Origin of the sequence: Phycicoccus sp. Soil802, from assembly GCF_001429605.1 — a bacterium.
In the GTDB taxonomy this organism is placed as follows: Bacteria; Actinomycetota; Actinomycetes; order Actinomycetales; family Dermatophilaceae; genus Pedococcus.
Genome location: NZ_LMSS01000007.1, coordinates 442,048 through 459,049, shown reverse-complemented (window position 1 = coordinate 459,049; position 17,002 = coordinate 442,048). Strand labels below are relative to the sequence as shown.

At 65.6% G+C, this 17,002-nt stretch carries 14 protein-coding genes; all 14 read left to right on the top strand.

Annotation, left to right across the window (positions count from 1 at the left end):
* Nucleotides 1–34 precede the first annotated feature (34 nt).
* The 14 genes from ASG91_RS19020 to ASG91_RS18955 all read left to right on the top strand — a co-directional run bounded on the left by ASG91_RS19020 (nucleotide 35) and on the right by ASG91_RS18955 (nucleotide 16,992).
* On the top strand, nucleotides 35–895 hold the full coding sequence (locus ASG91_RS19020; protein ID WP_056924183.1) for an SMP-30/gluconolactonase/LRE family protein: 861 nt from the start codon (nucleotides 35–37) through the stop codon (nucleotides 893–895).
* Between the two features lie 55 nt (nucleotides 896–950).
* Complete coding sequence (locus ASG91_RS19015) at nucleotides 951–1,787, top strand: mycofactocin-coupled SDR family oxidoreductase (protein WP_056924182.1); 837 nt, start codon at nucleotides 951–953, stop codon at nucleotides 1,785–1,787.
* A 446-nt stretch (nucleotides 1,788–2,233) separates the two neighbouring features.
* Entirely contained in the window at nucleotides 2,234–3,277 is a 1,044-nt protein-coding gene (locus tag ASG91_RS19010) for a sugar ABC transporter substrate-binding protein (RefSeq protein ID WP_082594331.1), read from the top strand.
* Between the two features lie 135 nt (nucleotides 3,278–3,412).
* On the top strand, nucleotides 3,413–4,927 hold the full coding sequence (locus tag ASG91_RS19005; protein ID WP_082594330.1) for a sugar ABC transporter ATP-binding protein: 1,515 nt from the start codon (nucleotides 3,413–3,415) through the stop codon (nucleotides 4,925–4,927).
* An 11-nt stretch (nucleotides 4,928–4,938) separates the two neighbouring features.
* Entirely contained in the window at nucleotides 4,939–5,958 is a 1,020-nt protein-coding gene (locus ASG91_RS19000) for an ABC transporter permease (RefSeq protein ID WP_200961362.1), read from the top strand.
* A gap of 315 nt (nucleotides 5,959–6,273) precedes the next feature.
* The gene (locus tag ASG91_RS18995) at nucleotides 6,274–7,020 is read left to right on the top strand and encodes an IclR family transcriptional regulator (protein ID WP_056924179.1); all 747 of its coding nucleotides are present in this window, start codon (nucleotides 6,274–6,276) and stop codon (nucleotides 7,018–7,020) included.
* A gap of 585 nt (nucleotides 7,021–7,605) precedes the next feature.
* On the top strand, nucleotides 7,606–8,973 hold the full coding sequence (locus tag ASG91_RS18990) for an MmgE/PrpD family protein (protein ID WP_056924178.1): 1,368 nt from the start codon (nucleotides 7,606–7,608) through the stop codon (nucleotides 8,971–8,973).
* Between the two features lie 71 nt (nucleotides 8,974–9,044).
* Nucleotides 9,045–10,844, top strand: a complete 1,800-nt coding sequence (locus tag ASG91_RS18985) for a thiamine pyrophosphate-binding protein (RefSeq protein ID WP_056924177.1) — start codon at nucleotides 9,045–9,047, stop codon at nucleotides 10,842–10,844.
* A complete protein-coding gene (locus tag ASG91_RS18980) occupies nucleotides 10,841–12,304 on the top strand; it encodes an NAD-dependent succinate-semialdehyde dehydrogenase (protein ID WP_056924176.1) in 1,464 nt (487 codons plus the stop codon). The genes ASG91_RS18985 and ASG91_RS18980 overlap by 4 nt, the downstream gene beginning before the upstream one ends.
* Before the next feature lie 63 nt (nucleotides 12,305–12,367).
* Nucleotides 12,368–13,504: a thiolase family protein gene (locus ASG91_RS18975; protein ID WP_056924175.1), complete on the top strand. Its 1,137-nt coding sequence runs from the start codon at nucleotides 12,368–12,370 to the stop codon at nucleotides 13,502–13,504.
* Nucleotides 13,501–14,328: an SDR family NAD(P)-dependent oxidoreductase gene (locus tag ASG91_RS18970; RefSeq protein WP_371262067.1), complete on the top strand. Its 828-nt coding sequence runs from the start codon at nucleotides 13,501–13,503 to the stop codon at nucleotides 14,326–14,328. Before ASG91_RS18975 ends, ASG91_RS18970 begins: the two co-directional genes overlap by 4 nt.
* Nucleotides 14,325–15,140, top strand: a complete 816-nt coding sequence (locus ASG91_RS18965) for a crotonase/enoyl-CoA hydratase family protein (protein ID WP_056924173.1) — start codon at nucleotides 14,325–14,327, stop codon at nucleotides 15,138–15,140. The genes ASG91_RS18970 and ASG91_RS18965 overlap by 4 nt, the downstream gene beginning before the upstream one ends.
* A 40-nt stretch (nucleotides 15,141–15,180) precedes the next feature.
* Nucleotides 15,181–15,804 (top strand): VOC family protein, encoded by a 624-nt coding sequence (locus ASG91_RS18960; RefSeq protein ID WP_056924172.1) that lies wholly within the window; start codon nucleotides 15,181–15,183, stop codon nucleotides 15,802–15,804.
* Between the two features lie 36 nt (nucleotides 15,805–15,840).
* Nucleotides 15,841–16,992, top strand: a complete 1,152-nt coding sequence (locus tag ASG91_RS18955) for an acyl-CoA dehydrogenase family protein (RefSeq protein ID WP_056924171.1) — start codon at nucleotides 15,841–15,843, stop codon at nucleotides 16,990–16,992.
* Nucleotides 16,993–17,002 lie beyond the last annotated feature (10 nt).

Below are 17,002 nucleotides of genomic sequence, written 5' to 3'. Positions count from 1 at the left end.
AAGGAGGCACGTGTGCCCGATCCGAGGAGAGCGAGTGAACGACCTGCACCCCGAACGGATCGCGGCCGGGCTAAAGTTTCCTGAGTCGCCGAGGTGGTGGGACGAGAGGCTGTACTTCTCTGACGTCTATGGCGGCAAGCTCCACACCGTCAAAGCCGACGGATCCGAGCTCGCCACCATCGTCGAGATGGATCAAGGCCCCTCCGGGCTCGGTGAGCTGCCGGACGGAAGGCGGCTGGTCTCGGAACAGCGCTCTCGCATGATCTGGCAGCTGCCCCAGGGCGACGAGCCGTTGCAGCCCTTTGCGGACCTCAGGGCCGTCTCGCGCTATTGGGTGAATGACCTGGTCACGGCCGACGACGGGTTCACCTACACGGGCACGCTGGGCCATGACCTGCTCGCCAACGAACCACCCGGCCCGGGGGCCATCGTCCTCACGACACCTGAAGGCGAAAGTCGTGTCGTCGCAACGGGTCTCGAAATGCCCAACGGCTTGGCGGTCACTCCAGACGGCGGTGTCCTCCTGGTGGCCGAGACCTACGGAGACGCGATCTCGGCTTTCGACCGACGAGACGACGGTTCTCTCGGACCTCGCAGGGAATGGGCGCACCTGCCGGGGACCAATCCTGACGGAATCTGTTTGGACGCGGAAGGTGGCGTGTGGATGGGCTCGTGCTTCACGCACGAGTTCGTCAGGGTCGTCGAGGGCGGCCGAATCACCCACCGCATCCCCACCCCCGGGCGATGGGCGCTTGCGCCTGCACTGGGTGGCCCAGATCGCCGCACGTTGTTCCTGTTGACCGCCGACACCGACTTCGAGCGGATCAAGGTGGACGACATTGCTGGATTCATCGAGGCGGTCGAGGTGGACGCGCCAGGGGCGGGCAAGCCGTAGAGGTCAACAGGATGCTGACGGATCTGGATGAATCGCCCAACCCCCGGGAGTACGAATGTCGCAACGAGTAGCCGGAAAAGTAGCCCTCGTCACGGGTGCCGCCCGAGGGCAGGGACGCAGCCACTGCATCCGCCTCGCCGAAGAGGGCGCTGACATCATCGCCGTCGACATCTGTGACCGTATCGACACGGTTACCTCCTATGAACCGCCTACCTTGGCCGACCTCGAAGAGACTGCCGAGGCCGTGCGCCGGCACGGTCGGCGGGTCGTGGTGCGGCAGCTGGACGTGCGGGACCTGGGCGCACTAGAGGCAGCCGTCACGCATGGGATATCGGTCCTGGGAGGTCTCGATGTGGTCGTGGCGAATGCCGGCATCGCAGAGTTCGGACGCGCGTGGGAGCTGGCCGAGGCGCAATGGCGCGAGCTCATCGACATCAACCTGACGGGGGCGTGGCTGACTGCCCGCGCGTGCGTGCCCCACATGATCGAGGCGGGCAAGGGCGGGTCAATCGTGTTCACGGGTTCGTTGGCCTCGGAGAAGGGCGTTGCGAACCTCGCGCACTATGTCGCCGCCAAGCATGGGGTCCAAGGGCTGATGCGTGCTCTCGCGATCGAACTCGGCCCACACTTCATCCGGGTCAACTCCGTGAATCCCACCAACGTCGACACGCCGATGATCCAGCACCCGACCTTGTGGCGCCTCTTCGTGCCCGGCGTGAACGAACCGGCGCAGGCGGACGTTCGGGAAGCGATGAAGGGGCAGAACGCGATGCCCATTCCTTGGGTCGACCCGATCGACGTCAGCAACGCAGTCCTGTTCCTGGCCAGTGACGAGGCGCGCTACATCAGTGGTGCGGCCTTGCCCGTGGACGCCGGTGCCGGAGCGAAGTAACCCACGGTCCGGACGAGTGGTCCGGCCTAGCGGCGGCTGACGAGCCAGGCGCGAGCCTCGTTTGTCGTCCTTTGTTGCTGCCCGGCGGCCTCTGGCGCCGGCCTCCCGCCTCGAGTGCCGGGAGGTCGTCGTGCGCGTCGCGCCTCTCCCCAGAGGGCTTAGCAAGAAACTCTTGACACCCAGTGCCGTTTATAATATCGTTCCGACATTCGATATTACGAACGCTTTGGGTTGCCTGCCGCAGCACGCGGGAAGCCCCCAAGGGCGCAGCACGAGCCGTGGGTGCGCGTGAACCAGCACGTAGGGCTGCCGCTCGTTGCCTCTCATGGCCAGCCGAAGTGGCCTGCACACGACCGTTCCAGCCGCTGGGCGGCGCCAGAGATGCAAGAACCACTGCCCCGAGGTGCCTCGGCGGCAGGCCAAACGAACGAGAAGGTGAGTCCAACATGATTCGACTGAACGCCCGGCAGTGGGCATTGGCAGCCGCCGCAGCGGTCGTGCCAGCAATGGCGCTGTCGGGTTGCGGTGGTGGCGGATCGGGTGCTGCAGGGGCCGAGGACAAGACGATTGGCTACTCCCAGCTCTCACTCAGTGAGCCCTTCCAGGTGACCCTCAGCAAGCTGTTCCTGAAGGATGCCGAGGGTCAAGGGCTCAAGGTGATTCAGAACAATGCGAACCAGGATTCCCAGAAGCAGTTCACCGGAATGCAGTCGATGGTCCAAGCTGGCGCCAAGGGCCTCGTGATCAACGTCGTTGACACCAAAGCGATCATCCCGGCGATCGAGTTCGCCAACAAGAAGAACATCCCCGTCGTGGCGATCGACAGCGCGCCGGCAGGTGGCGAGGTGTACATGCTCGTTCAAGCCGACAACGTCGATATGGCGGCGAGGGCCTGCAAGGAGCTTGGCACCAGCATCGGCGGCAAGGGTGAGGTGCTGATGATCAACGGAAGCCTCAAGAACTCCAGCGGCCTCCAGCGTCAGCAGGGCTTCGCCAACTGCATGAAGCAGGACTACCCAAACGTCAAGCTCTACAACGAGGTGGCCGACTGGGACTCTGCCAAGGCTGCCAGCATCGCGCAGACCGTGCTGACCGCACACCCGGACATCAATGGCATCTACCTCGCCACAGACACCCTCTACCTGACGCCCGTCTGGTCCGTGCTCGGCCGTCTCGGCAAGGCGCATCCTGCCGGTCAGCCCGGCCACATCTTCACGGCCAGCATCGATGGCTCGCCGACAGGTCTGCAGGGCATCAAGGACGGAAAGCTCGACGTCTCCATCTCCCAGCCTCTGGACAAGTACGCCAAGTACGGAGCTGCGTACATCAAGGACGCCCTGGCCGGCGTCAAGCAGAAGGAGGGCGACACCGACCACGGGCCGGTCAAGAACGTCAATGGGCTCTTCACCAACTTCGTCCCCAGTGACACGGTCACGAAGGACAACGTCGGCGACCCCAACCTTTGGGGCAATCTGGCGGCCGGCAACTGAGGCACCCTCTCAGCCCGTGGCGGAATCCGCACACGGACGCCTCAACCACACTTCCCTCGGCGCATCGATCCACCAGGTGCGCCGAGGGAGGCCAGGCTCCACGAACAAGAACCACCCAGGCGCATAGGAGTAGCCGTGACCCACGTTGACCTCTCTGGGCCGCCTGCCTTGCAGGCGACTGGAGTCTCGGTGCGCTTTGGCAAGACCGTGGCGCTGGATGGTGCCACGCTGTCCGTCCAGCCGGGCGAGGTGCATGGGCTCATCGGACGCAACGGCGCCGGCAAGTCGACCTTGGTCTCGGTCATCAGCGGACTCCTGCATCCCCACAGTGGTGAGGTCCGCTTCTCGGAGGACGTCGCCCCGAAGGCCGGCCACGTGGGAGCCTGGCGCACCCACATCGGCACTGTCTTCCAGAAGCCGATGATCGCCCGCGAACTCTCGGTCCTCGAGAACCTCTTCCTCGGGGCGCCCATCGTTCGAGGGGCCGGCGTCGTGGACTGGTCGGCAATGCGAGAGCGAGCAACGTCCGCTTTGCAGGAATGGGGGATAGCAGTCGACCTGGATGCAGCGGCAGGTCGCCTCACCATCGGACAGCAACAGCTGCTCGAGATCCTGCGGATCATGATGTTGGGCCCCAAGGTGATCGTGCTCGACGAGCCGACGGCCAAGCTCGGACGGGCAGAAGCCATCGTGTTGATGGAGCACATTCGGCTCCTTCGCTCTCGAGGCATCTCGTTCGTCTACGTCTCCCATCACCTCAACGAGGTGCTGGAGGTATGCGACACGGTGACGGTGGTGCGTAACGGCAAGAACGTGTGGACTCGTGCAGCCAGCGACATCACGGTTCCTGACCTGACGGAAGCGATGAGTGGCGGCGCCGTCTCCTTCGCCGGTGTCATCGATGGAACGCGTGGGCGCACGAACGGCGCCCCTCGAGACGTCCTGCAGGTTCGCGACCTGACCACCTCACTGCTCGACCGAGTCAGCTTCGCGATCCGTCCCGGTGAGTGTGTTGGGCTGGCGGGGCTCAAGGGCAGCGGCAACCAAGAGGTGGGGAAAGTGCTGGCCGGTCTGGCGCCACCCAGATCGGGAGTCATCCAGATCGAGGGGAAGCCGGTCAACGCGACGAAGGTACGCACCATGCTTGACGCCGGCGTGGGTTACATATCCGGGGACCGTCACTTCGACGGGTTCGTTCCGGGCATGAGCATCACCGACAACCTGGCGATGGCTGTGTTGAAGAGGGTGAGCCGCTTCGGCTTCGTGGACGAACGTCGGCGCAACCAGATGGTGTCGGCCATCACCGCCGAGCTCGATGTCGTGGCGTCCTCTCCCGCCCAGCAGGTCGCCAGCCTGAGCGGGGGAAACCAGCAGAAGGTCGTGCTCGGCCGGGCGCTGGCCTCGCGACCGAAGCTGCTCGTGCTGGACAACCCGACGGCCGGAGTGGACATAGCTTCGCGAGAGTCCCTGTTCGGCGCGGTCGCCGCCGCCTGCAACGCAGGAACCGCGGCCCTGATCATCTCCGACGACGAGGAGGAGCTGAAGCGTTGCGGCCGCATCCTCGTCATGGTGGGCGGGCGCCTGTCTACAGAACTGGCCGGTGGGTCCTCAGACTCCACCATCATGGCCGCCATGAGTGAAGGGAACTGACGATGCACAGCGTGATCACGAAGGAAACGCCGTCGGACGCGAAGGACGGCCACGCGCCGATGCGAGCGCGACTGCGCTTCAAGCTCCCTGCCAATCTGCTCCTGCTCCCCGCCCTGGTGGCCACATTCGTCGCAGGCGCCTTCGTGAGCCCAGTCTTCCTGAACCCGTCGAACATCGTTGACAACATTGCCGGCAGTTCGGCGCCACTCGCGCTCCTGTCCCTGGGACTGACGCTGATCCTGTTGACCGACAACTTCGACCTGTCCCTGCAGTCGACCGTGGGATTCGCCCCGATGCTGGCTGGTCTTCTCATGGTTCCGTCGGAGTTCGGCGGAGTCGGCGCCAACCTGAACCCCTTCCTCGGCTTCGTCATCGCCCTGGTACTCGGGGCTGGAATCGGGGCTTTCAACGCGATGCTCATCGTCAAGGTGGGCCTGAACGGCTTCATGGTGACGTTGTCCATGCTGATCGTCGTGAGTGGGCTCACACTGGGCTTCAGCAATGGCCGGACCGTCTCACCACTGCCGGACTCCTTCACCTACTTGGGAAACACCCACTGGTTGGGGGTCCCTGTGTCGGTCTGGCTGGTGGGGGCGATCTCCTTGGTCATCGGCGGCTTCCTCCGCTATCACCGGATCGGCCGTTCCATCTATGCGATCGGCGGAAACCTGGAAGCGGCACGGGCATCCGGCATCTCTGTCGACCGCATACGTGTCGGCGTGTTCGTCGTCGGCGGCGCACTGGCGGCCCTGGGGGGCATCGTCATCTCGGGCATCACGAGCGCCGTGACCGCCAACCAGGGCAACAACATGATCTTCAGCGCCTTCGCCGCGGTGGTCATCGGTGGGGTCAGCCTGCAGGGTGGAAAGGGGACGGTGCTCGGTGTCCTCAGCGGCGTTCTCCTCCTGGGCGCCATCACCAACGTCCTGACGCTGGCCCAGGTCTCATCCTTCTGGATCGACGCCATCTACGGAGTCGTCATCCTGCTCGCGCTCCTGGTCGGGCGGATCGGTGGCAAGGGGCACGTCTAGCGGACGGCACCCGACCAGCGGGCGCCTCCAGAGTCGCGCCACCGCGGGGGGTCCTGAAGGTCGGCCACGCCGAGGCGGTCCGCCTTTGGTGTTCGGTTTTGGACACGGTCGTCCGCTATGCTGAAGATTGCCAGCTTCCCGGCTGGTCGAAGAACCTCACACCTGCCCATCAACTGTCGGCCAGTAGACCTCGCAAGCCACGGGCGCAAGGGCCGGCACCGGAGAATCGCCACAATCAACGTGTCTCGCACATCGTCCTAGGCGAGCGCTGTGACAATCGACGGTCCACGGTACGACACCAGGAAGGTACCCAAGATGTCCAGCGCAGCTTCGCTGCCGGCGGCCGAGCATCGAACGGTCGCCCGCGTCATGTCCATCCTTGAGCTCGTCCTGGCAAGTGACCCGCAGGGCTTGAGACTGGGCGAGATCGCAACAGCGCTGGACGCGCCGAAGTCTTCGATCCACGGCCTGACCAAAGGCTTGGTCGCAACCGGCTATCTACGCGAGGAGCGTGCGCATTACCTCGCCGGACCGGCGATCTCAACCTTGATGGCGGTGGGGCCGACCTCCGTACCGTCTTTCTATCACCGCGCGCTGGAGCAGTTGTCCGGAAGATGGAACGAGACCACCATGCTTGCCACCCTCGTGGGCGACTCCTTGGTCTACCTCGACAGTGTCGAGCCAGACTCCTTGATTCGCGCCGCGCCGCGACGGAACCAGCGACTGCCGCTCTGGCCACGGAGCTCGGGCAAGTGTTTCCTCGCCTTCATGGAGCCCAAGCGACTGAGCGGCTATGTGCGCCGCGCCACGCCGGGCGAGGTTAACCAGGCCGCCATGGAGGAAGAGCTGGCGTCCATCCGTGAGACGAAGATCGGGATGAACATCGGCGACACCATCGCCGGACACGTCGGAATCGCCAGTCCAATCATTGCGGGATTTGCACCGGTCACGATGGCAGTCGCCATCGCTGGACCCCGACCGCGCATGGAAGATCGCATCGCTGAGATATCTGAGGATGTCCGGGCCGTAGCCGCAAGCCTGAGCTCTCCCAAGCGCACCTGAGTTCGCCGCTCGCGTACCGTATCGCCGGCCGTTCTCAGGTGAGCGGTATGGAGGAAACGTTGCCTGTCGCGGTGCCGGGCTGACTGCGGCGCCGCCCGCTTTCGGTGTCATCGCCCAGGGGCGGCTGTCCAACTGCAGGGCGTTCGAGATCGGCAGCGCGGTGACTACGTTCCCGGAGATGTTGAGGGGGCTGCAGCAGCCACCCCGCCGTGATCCTCGACTCCATCTACTCGGCCTCGCGGGTGGGGACTTCCATCGCCGTCGAACGCTGCCAGCAGCTGGCTGGGCGCCCGGCCCGTTGGCTGAACCGGGCCGACAGGGCCCCTGACGCCTCCAGCGGTCAGTTGCCGCGCCCGCCCGGTGAGCCGGCGCGACGTCGCCGCTAAGCGGAGCCCTGCTCAGCCCGCAGCATCACCTTGACGAAGCCTCGTCGGCGCCATAGTCTGCTTGTTATTACGAATACGCATACGTATATACGTATGGACTGGTCGCCCGGCACCGCGAAGAAGAAGCAGCAGAAGCGAGATCCGCTGTGGAACAGAACGTCATCGCCGGCGGGTGGCCCCTGAGCAACGAGGAGAATCGGTGGGCTCTCTCACAGCCGACATCGGCACGTTCCTGGCAGACATCACCTACGCCGACCTGCCTCCCGAGGTCCTTCCCATGGTGCGTGATGCCTTCACGGACACCATTGGCGTGATCATGGTTGGAATCGACGAGCCGGTGGCGGCCATCGTCCGCAAGGCGCTCATTCCCGCTGACAGCCCAGCGGAGGCCCGCGCATGCCTCTCTGGGCTGTTGGTGGGAGCCCCCGAGGCGGCCCTGGTGGCAGGAGCCATCGCGCACTCGCTGGACTACGACGACCAGTCGATGTCCGGACACCCCAGCGCCGTCCTGGTCCCGGCCATCCTCGCGGAGGCTGAGGTCCTCGGGTCGGACGGTCAGCAGATGGTCACGGCATACGTGGCCGGCTATGAGGTGTGGTGTGAGCTCTGGCGGCGGGATCGCAGCTACCACGCCAAGGGGTGGCACCCGACTTCGGTGTTCGGGGCGATGGCCTCAGCCGCAGCGGGCGCAGTGCTCCACGGGCTCTCGGCCGAACGGGCTTCTGCGGCAGTGTCGATCGCAGGAAGTTATGCCGGCGGCCTGTTCTCGAACTTTGGTTCCATGATGAAGGGCTACCACGCGGGGCTAGCGGCTCGAGGTGGCCTCGAGGCCGCACGATTGGCGGCCGCCGGGATGTCGGCGGGTCATGACGCCATCGAGAATCCGCAGGGTTTCCTGATGGCCTACTCCACCGACCGCACTCCTGACCTGACCTCCGAGTCCAAGCTCGGCAAGGACTGGTACCTGCCCAAGCACAAGCTGCTCATCAAGCTGCACCCGACCTGCTACTTCCTCCACCGGTCCTTCAACGGCACGGTCAAGATGCTGGCCGACCGCACGATCAGTCCGGATGACGTCGAGTCGGTCGAGGTTCGTATGGGTCGTGGTCAGGTGACCTGCCTGGTCTACGAGCGTCCGCAGACCCGCTGGGAGGCCGAGTTCAGTGGCCAGTACGGCATCGCAGCCGCAGTCATCCTGGGGAAGATGGGTGTGCCTGAGCTCGCGGACGAGGTGGTGCAGCGGTCCGACATCCAGGCGTTCTTCCCCAAGGTCAAGCTCATTGCGGTCGACGAGTACGACGAGCGTGACCCCGTGTTCTCTCCGACCGAGTCGGTGACCATGACGCTCCGTAGTGGTGAGGTCATCGAAAGTGGGCCCATCTCCACGATCCCGGGACACGCGAACGACCCCCTGAGCACAGAACAACTCTGGGGAAAGTTCCGGGAGTGCACGCTCAAGACGCACAGCGAGGCCGAGGCTCGAGAGCTGTTCGACCTCCTGCAGAAGGTCGACGCCTTGCCGTCGACCAAAGCACTTCCGACCTGCACCACCATCTTCACCGCTTGAGCCGGGCCTCGGGGCCCACCGTGGCACCGCTGCTCGCCGCCGCTGGACACTAGAGACAAGGGAACGGAACCATGGGACAGATCACTGTCGCCCAGGCCATCGCACGGCTCCTGGAGCAGATGGGCACCGAGGTGGTGTTTGGCCTCAATGGCCACGGCAATTGGGCACTCCTCGACGCACTCGTGCACGAGACGGAGATCAGAAGCGTTGCGGTGCGCAGTGAGGATCACGCGATCGAGCTGGCGGACGGCTACTGGCGTCGCACGCGGAAGCCGCCACTTCCCATCGTGACCACCAGTGTAGGCCCCGGGAACATGAACACCGTTCCCCCCATCGCAACGGCCTACTACGAGTCGATCGGCATGCTGATCCTGGTTGGTGTCGGTGCAACGCACTGGTTCGATCGTGGTGGCATCGAGGAGTTCTACCGCGACGGGCCCGAGGACTGGGTCGGTGTGATGAAGCCCATCACGAAGAAGTCCCTCATGGTCACCCGCCCGGACACCGCGATCGACATGTTCCTGAGGGCTTACCAGACGGCACACTCGGGCCGGCCCGGACCGGTCGTCATGGCTATTCCGTTCGACATCCAGAACACCATGATCCCAGACGATCTTCCGGATCCGACGCCATACCTCATGCACCGGCCGCCAGCCCCCGATCCCCAAGGCGTGCGCGACGCCATCGAGATCATCAAGGCGGCCGAGCGTCCCGCAGTTGTCGTGGGCAGCGGCATCGCGAACTCCGGTGCTTGGGACGCCCTTCTGGAGTTCGCTGAGGCGACGGGCGTCCCCGTTGCCACGACGCCGTCCGGCAAGGCGGCCTTCCCCGAGGACCATCGGCTGTCCCTCGGCTGTATTGGAAGGGCCGGCACAGGGCAGGGGAACTACGGCGCCCAGAACGCGGATGTCGTGATCGGAGTGGGTACGCACTTCACCGACATCGACACCGGGGCTTGGACGTTGTTCGACATTCCGACCAAGACCAAGCTCATCCACATCGACATCGACACGAGCGAGCTGGGGCGTGCCTACCCGACTGCCGTGGCCATGACCTCGGATGCCAGGTTGGGGCTCAATGCCCTCACCGCCGCCGCCCGCGAGGCGGGGGTCGAGGAGCAGACGTCGTGGACCTCGCTGCTCGATGCCAAGCGGTCCCAATGGATCGCCGAGACGGAGCCCATCCGCACCTCTGACATCGCGCCCCTGCACTACGGTCGCGTCACCAATGACACGGCCAGGGTGGTCGCTGAGAAGTGTCCAGAGGCGTCGGTCCACTTCGACACCGGCCACCTGTTGAGCTTCGGACCTTCCTTCCTCCCCGCCTCCTCACGACACGTGGTGCACTCAGGGTTCATGCATCGCATGGGTTGGAGTGCGGCGTCCGTCCTGGGCGCGAGCATCGCCAGCGGCGACCAGCCCGCCATAGCCCTCCTCGGTGACGGCGCATTCCTGATGCGGGCGACCGTCGTCCCCACGGCGGTTGAGTTGAACCTTCCGATCGTGTGGGTGGTGATGGACAACCGCTCGCTGCAGATCGAGCGCGAGACGATGCTCCGTGTCTACGGCCGCGAGTCCATGTGCGACTACCGCAAGATCGGTGAGGAAGAGCTGTGGGGGCCCGACTATGCCGCCATGGCCCGAGCAATGGGCGCCGAGGGCGTCAACGTCACGAAGGCGTCGGAGTACGCCCCGGCGTTGGAGGCGGCGATCGACTCCCGACGGCCCACGCTGATCTGCGTGGAGACCGAGCTGGAGACTCCGCAGTACCGGGCGATCTGGTACCCATACCCGTCCAACTTCCACGACACGTGGAAGCCAGGCCCGCTGAGCGCTGAGGACATGCCGGCCCTGCCGGGAGAGTCACCATGACCGCCCAACTGGGCCTCGAGGACCCGACGCTGCTGCGCGAGCTGTGTCATGTCGGGGGCCAGTGGGTCCCCGCCGACTCAGGCGACACGGTTCCGGTCGCGAACCCGGCGGATGGTGGGCAAGTGGGCACCATCCCTTACTTCGGCGCCGCGGAGACGCGCCGCGCCGTCGAGGCTGCCGAGGCAGCCCTGCCGGCGTGGCGAGGCCTGCTCGCCAAGGAGCGTGGTCGGCTGCTGCGCCGCTGGTACGACCTGGTCATGGAGAACCAACAGGACCTGGCCCGGATCCTGACCGCGGAGCAGGGCAAGCCGTACAAAGAGGCGCTCTCCGAGGTCGTCAGCGGCGCCCAGTTCATCGAATGGTTCGCTGAGGAGGCGCGCCGTGCCTATGGGGAGACGATCCCCGCCCCGGCCCACGACCGGAGAGTCGTCGTGATCAAGCAGCCCATCGGGGTGTGTGCCGCCATCACGCCTTGGAACTTTCCCAACACGATCGTGACCCGCAAGGCGGCAGCGGCGCTGGCGGCAGGGTGCACCATGGTCGTCCGACCTGCGACAGAGACGCCCTTTTCGGCGTTGGCGCTGTCCGATCTGGCTGCTCGAGCAGGGATCCCTGCGGGGGTCCTGAACGTCGTGACAGGCCATCCGCAGGACATGGGACGCGAGCTGACCACCAACCCCCTGGTTCGCAAGCTGTCGTTCACTGGGTCCACCGGGGTGGGCAAGATCCTCATGGAGCAAAGCTCCAGCACGATCAAGAAGCTCGCCTTGGAGCTGGGAGGTAATGCTCCGTTCATCGTCTTCGAGGACGCGGACATCGACGCGGCGGTCGAAGGCGCGGTTGCATCGAAGTTCCGCAACACGGGGCAAGCCTGCGTGGGAGCCAATCGTTTCTACGTCCACGACACCGTCTACGACGCGTTCGCGACCCGACTGGTGAAGGCGGTCGAGCAGCTCACCGTGGGCAACGGCACCGACCCGGCCGTGACGATGGGACCCCTCATCAACTCCCAAGCGGTGGAGAAGGTCGAGTCACACATCAAGGACGCCATATCCAAGGGGGCCCGCCTGCTGACCGGCGGATCACGCCACCCTGCCGGAGGCGCCTTCTTCGAACCGACCGTCCTGGCCGACGTCACCAGCGATGCGCAGGTAGCCCGTGACGAGACCTTCGGACCGCTCGCCCCGTTGTTCCGGTTCACCGACGAGGACGAGCTGGTCCTCGCGGCCAACGACACCGAGTTCGGTCTCGCCGCCTACGTGTACAGCCGTGACATCGGTCGGATCTGGCGGGTCGCGGAGGCACTGGAGGTCGGGATGGTGGGCATCAACGTCGGCCTGATGGCCAACGAGGCGGTTCCCTTCGGTGGGATCAAGGAATCGGGCGTCGGCCGTGAAGGGTCGCACTACGGCCTCGACGACTACCTGGAAGTCAAGTACCTGTGCATGGGTGGGCTGTAGGCAAAACGGAACGCGAGTACAAACCGGTGATGAGCTGGTTACGAGACAGGTGAAAGGAATCCCATGCGTGAAGCGGTGATCGTCGAGGCGATCAGAACCCCCTTGGGTCGGCGCGGCGGCGCCCTGTCTGACGTTCACCCCGTCGACCTCTCAGCGCACGTCCTCCGGCGGATCCTCGAACGGACGGAGTTGCAGCCCGAGGCTGTGGATGACGTCATCTGGGGATGCGTCACCCAGCTCGGCGACCAGTCGGGCAACGTGGGACGCTTCGCGGCGCTGGCCGCAGGCTGGCCTGAGGACATCCCTGGGGTGACCATCAACCGGGCCTGTGGATCCAGCCAGCAGGCAGTCGAGTTCGCTGCCATGGGTGTGATCTCCGGACGGTACGACCTCGTAGTCGCCGGTGGTGTGGAGACGATGAGTCGTGTGCCTCTCGGCGCCACCCGCGCTGTGGGGTACCCCTACGGTCCGCTGATGTCTGGGCGCTACCCAGATGCAACGTTCGAACAGGGGCCCGGGGCTGAGATGCTCGCCAGGACCTGGGGCCTGTCACGTCAGCGAGTTGACGAGTACGCCCTTGAGTCGCACTCGAGGGCCGCCGGGGCCACGGACGCTGGTGCGTTCGACCGTCAGCTCGTCCCGTTCGACGATGCGCTGCAGACTGATGAGGGAATCAGGCGTGACAGCACTCTGGAAAAGCTGGCGGGACTCCGGCCGGTCTTCGACGAGGACGGCGTGGTGACGGCAGGCAACTCATCACAGATCTCCGACGGTGCGGCGGCCGTCGTCGTCACCACCCCCGAGCACGCCCGCACGTTGGGACTGACGCCCCTCGTTCGACTTCATTCGGGGGTCGCCGTGGGGGCCGACCCGGTCAGCGTCCTGAGCGGCCCGATCCCCGCCACGGCCAAGCTGCTCTCACGTAGTGGAGTGGCCCTCGAGGACATTGGCGCCTTTGAGATCAACGAGGCGTTCGCCACGGTGCCGCTGGCCTGGTTGGCGGAGATCGGTGCCGACGAGAAGCGGCTCAACCCCTTGGGCGGTGCCATCGCCGTGGGTCACCCACTGGGGGCGTCCGGCGCCATCCTCATGACCCGGCTGGTGCATCACATGCAAGACAACGGCCTTCGCTACGGGCTCCAGTCCATGTGTGAGGCAGGTGGCACTGCCAACGCAACTCTTCTTGAACTGGTTGCGTGAGGGATGGCACGGCGAGAGCAGCAGAGGCTGATCCGGGCGAAGAAGGAAGTGGGACAGTGAATCTCAGTGGGCAGTCGGCACTCGTCACCGGAGGGGCGTCCGGGCTGGGCCTCGCCACTGCCAGCGCCCTCGTGGCTCGGGGAGCGCAGGTCGTCCTCGTGGACCTTCCTGGCTCCGGGGGAGCCGAGGCGGCAGGAGGGCTGGGCGGCAACGCCGCTTTCGCACCCGCGGACATCCTCGATGAGGCGGCGTTCGGCAAGGCGTTGGACGCCGCGCAGGCTCGCGGCGCTCTCCGCGCGGTCGTGCATTGTGCGGGTCGGGGCGGCGACCGGCTCCGAATCATCGACAAGGAGGGTAATCCCGGCGACTTCGAGAGCTTCACGGAGGTGGTTCGGGTCAACCTGTTCGGCACCTACAACGTCCTTCGCCTTTCCGCTGCCCGTATCGCTGGTAATGAGCCGCTGGACGGGGACCGAGGCGCAATCGTGCTGACGTCATCCATCGCCGCCTTCGACGGCCAGATGGGTCAGACGGCCTACACCGCCTCGAAGGCCGCAGTCCACGGCATCACGCTGGTGGCGGCACGAGACCTGGCCAGCCGCCAGATCCGTGTGAACACCATCGCCCCGGGCACCTTTGACACGGCCATGCTGGCCCGTCTGCGTACAGACCTGCGAGAGGCGCTGGCCGCGGCCGTCCCGCATCCACGACGGTTGGGCTCGCCCGACGACTATGCGCACATGGCCGTCGCGCTGCTCGAGAACCCGTATGTCAACGGTGAGACGGTCCGCCTCGACGGCGCCATCAGGATGCCACCGCGATGACCGCGCCCCTACGCCAAACGGCGCGGCTGACGACCGGTGAGTCCGGAGCCGAGGTCGAGTTCGAGGTGCGCGGCCGCGTCGCCGTCATCACGATCAACCGGCCTCAGGCCCGGAACGCCATCAATGCGGCCGTCGCCAAGGGCCTCGAGGCCGCTGTCGACCGGCTTGAGGCCGACGACGGGGTCTGGGTCGGAGTCCTGACCGCCACGCCCCCTGTGTTCTGCGCCGGCGCCGACCTCAAGGAGATCGGTGCAGGACGCCGGGACCAGTTGCGGACAGCCCGAGGCGGGTTTGCCGGCTTCGTTGCCCGCGACAGGACGAAGCCAGTCATTGCTGCCGTGGACGGTCCGGCCATGGCCGGTGGAGCCGAGATCTGCCTCGCCTGTGACCTGGTGGTTGCCTCCACCGCAGCTACCTTCAGTATTCCGGAGGTCAAGCGAGGGCTGGTGGCGGCCGCCGGCGGGCTGTTCAGGCTACCTAGTCGCCTGCCGCTCAACATCGCCATGGAGATGGTCCTGACCGGTGAGCCCGTCGATGCCGACCGGGCGCACCATCTCGGGCTGGTCAACCGGGTCACAGAGCCGGGCACGGCTCTCGACGCCGCGATGCTCCTCGCCGAGGAGATCGCCGCCAACGCCCCGAGCGCTGTGCGCGCAAGCCGACGGGTGATGAGAGCTGCCCTGGGTTTGGACTCTCCCAGTGGATGGCGCCTCTCGGAAGAAGCCATGAGCGCCGCCTTGTCGAGCGCCGAGATGCGTGAGGGTGTGGCGGCATTCGTGGAGAAGCGTCCACCGCAGTGGTCGACCCAGTGATGCACGCCATTCGGCTCACCTCCCAGGAAGAGAACCAACCATGACCACGAACACCACCGGAAACGGACTTCCCGATCTGCTCGGACGCCGCATCCAGGTCAGCATGGTCGTCCACGACCTCGAGGCCGCGGCGCGGCTGTGGTCCGAGCATCTGGGGGTGGGTCCCTGGATCTTGATCGAGGATGCCCTCGAGGATCGCACCTTCATTCACCGTGGACGTCGCAGTGACGTGCAGATGTCCCTGGCCCTCACTTACTCCGGGGAGACGCAGTTCGAGCTCATCAGCCAGTCGAACGATGCGCCTTCCCCGTATCGAGAGTTCCTCGACGCGGGGCGTGAAGGCGTGCAGCACCTCGAGTTCTGGCCGGAGGACTACGCCGCCTCCTGCCGGGCCCTCGAGTCCGCGGGATTCGTCGAGCTCAGCACGATCCACCTCCCCGACGGCACCAAGAACGCGAGCTACTACGAGAGCCCCGCCTCTGTCGGCGTGGTGGTCGCCGTAGTGCCTATGACGCCCTTCCGGCACTCCTACATGTCGGTGATCGAGGAGCTCGCCCGCGACTGGGACGGAACACGACACCTGCGCAGGTACGCCACACGGGCGGATTTCCTGGCGTCCGACGACTTTGCCCGGGTCCGCCCCGCCGACTCTTCGTCCCACTGACCGCCAACGAGCCAACCATCAGAGAGAGCGATTGCCATGGAGTTTGACTTCACGCCCGAACAGAAGGCGTTCCGTGCGTCGGTGCGCGACTTTGCCCGACGCGAGCTCGCGGACGGCGCGCTCGAGCGTGCGCACTCGGGGGACTATCCCCTTGACGTGGCGACCCGGATGGCGAAGCTGGGGCTCATCGGCATCACCGTGGACGAGGCCGACGGTGGCTCTGGCGGGTCCCTCATGGACGCGGTGATCGCCATCGAGCAGATCGCCGCTGAATGCCCGCGGAGTGCGGACGTGGTCCAAGCCGGCAACTTCGGCGCCTTGCGTGTTTTGGCCCAGTTCGGGACGGACGACCAGAAGGAGCGCTATCTGGCCCCTTTGCTCCGTGGGGAAGGGCTGATCTGCGTGGCGATGACGGAGCCGGACGCCGGGTCCGCGATGACAGATCTGACAACGACGGCGAAGCCGGACGGGAATGGCTTCCGTATCAATGGTTCCAAGATCTTCACGACCCACGGGCTCCATGCCTCCGTCTTCCTCGTCTACGTCCGGTTCGGCCCCGGCGTGGACGGCATCGGGTCCGTGCTTGTCGAGCGTGGCACCGACGGCTTCAGTTTCGGTGCCCCGGCCCGCTTCCTCGGGGGCGAGGAGTGGAATCCCTTGTTCTTCGATGATGTCTACGTGCCAGCCGAGAACGTGCTGCTCGGTCCGGGCGGATTCAAGGACCAGATGGGCGGATTCAACGTGGAGCGGATCGGCAACAGCGCCCGGTCTCTGGCGCTCGGTCGGTACGCCTACGACCTGGCCCGAGAGCACGCGTTGACCCGCCATCAGTTCGGGCGTCCGCTGGCAGAGTTCCAAGGGCTGCAGTGGAAGTTCGCTGACATGAAGATCAAGCTCGACGCGGCCCAGCTGCTGCTGTACCGGGCGGCGGTCAATGCGGACAACGGTTTTCCTTCGCCGGAAGAGACCGCCATCGCCAAGGTCATGTGCAATCGGGTGGGCTTCGATGTCGCTAACGAGTCCCTCCAGGTGATGGGAGGCACGGGGTACAGCGACGAGACCCTCGTGGAGTACTGCCTCCGGCGCACCCGCGGCTGGATGATCGCGGGCGGCACGATCGAGATGCTTCTCAACCGGATCGCGGAGTCCATCTTCAATCGCCGGTTCTCCCAGCGTCCCGGGCGGTGACGGTGCACAC

Coding starts and splice junctions, on each gene's coding strand:
- ASG91_RS19015 (WP_056924182.1), top strand. CDS start 951: ATGTCGCAACGAGTAGCCGGAAAAGTAGCCCTCGTCACGGGTGCCGCC.
- ASG91_RS19010 (WP_082594331.1), top strand. CDS start 2,234: ATGATTCGACTGAACGCCCGGCAGTGGGCATTGGCAGCCGCCGCAGCG.
- ASG91_RS18995 (WP_056924179.1), top strand. CDS start 6,274: ATGTCCAGCGCAGCTTCGCTGCCGGCGGCCGAGCATCGAACGGTCGCC.
- ASG91_RS18985 (WP_056924177.1), top strand. CDS start 9,045: ATGGGACAGATCACTGTCGCCCAGGCCATCGCACGGCTCCTGGAGCAG.
- ASG91_RS18980 (WP_056924176.1), top strand. CDS start 10,841: ATGACCGCCCAACTGGGCCTCGAGGACCCGACGCTGCTGCGCGAGCTG.
- ASG91_RS18975 (WP_056924175.1), top strand. CDS start 12,368: ATGCGTGAAGCGGTGATCGTCGAGGCGATCAGAACCCCCTTGGGTCGG.
- ASG91_RS18965 (WP_056924173.1), top strand. CDS start 14,325: ATGACCGCGCCCCTACGCCAAACGGCGCGGCTGACGACCGGTGAGTCC.
- ASG91_RS18960 (WP_056924172.1), top strand. CDS start 15,181: ATGACCACGAACACCACCGGAAACGGACTTCCCGATCTGCTCGGACGC.
- ASG91_RS18955 (WP_056924171.1), top strand. CDS start 15,841: ATGGAGTTTGACTTCACGCCCGAACAGAAGGCGTTCCGTGCGTCGGTG.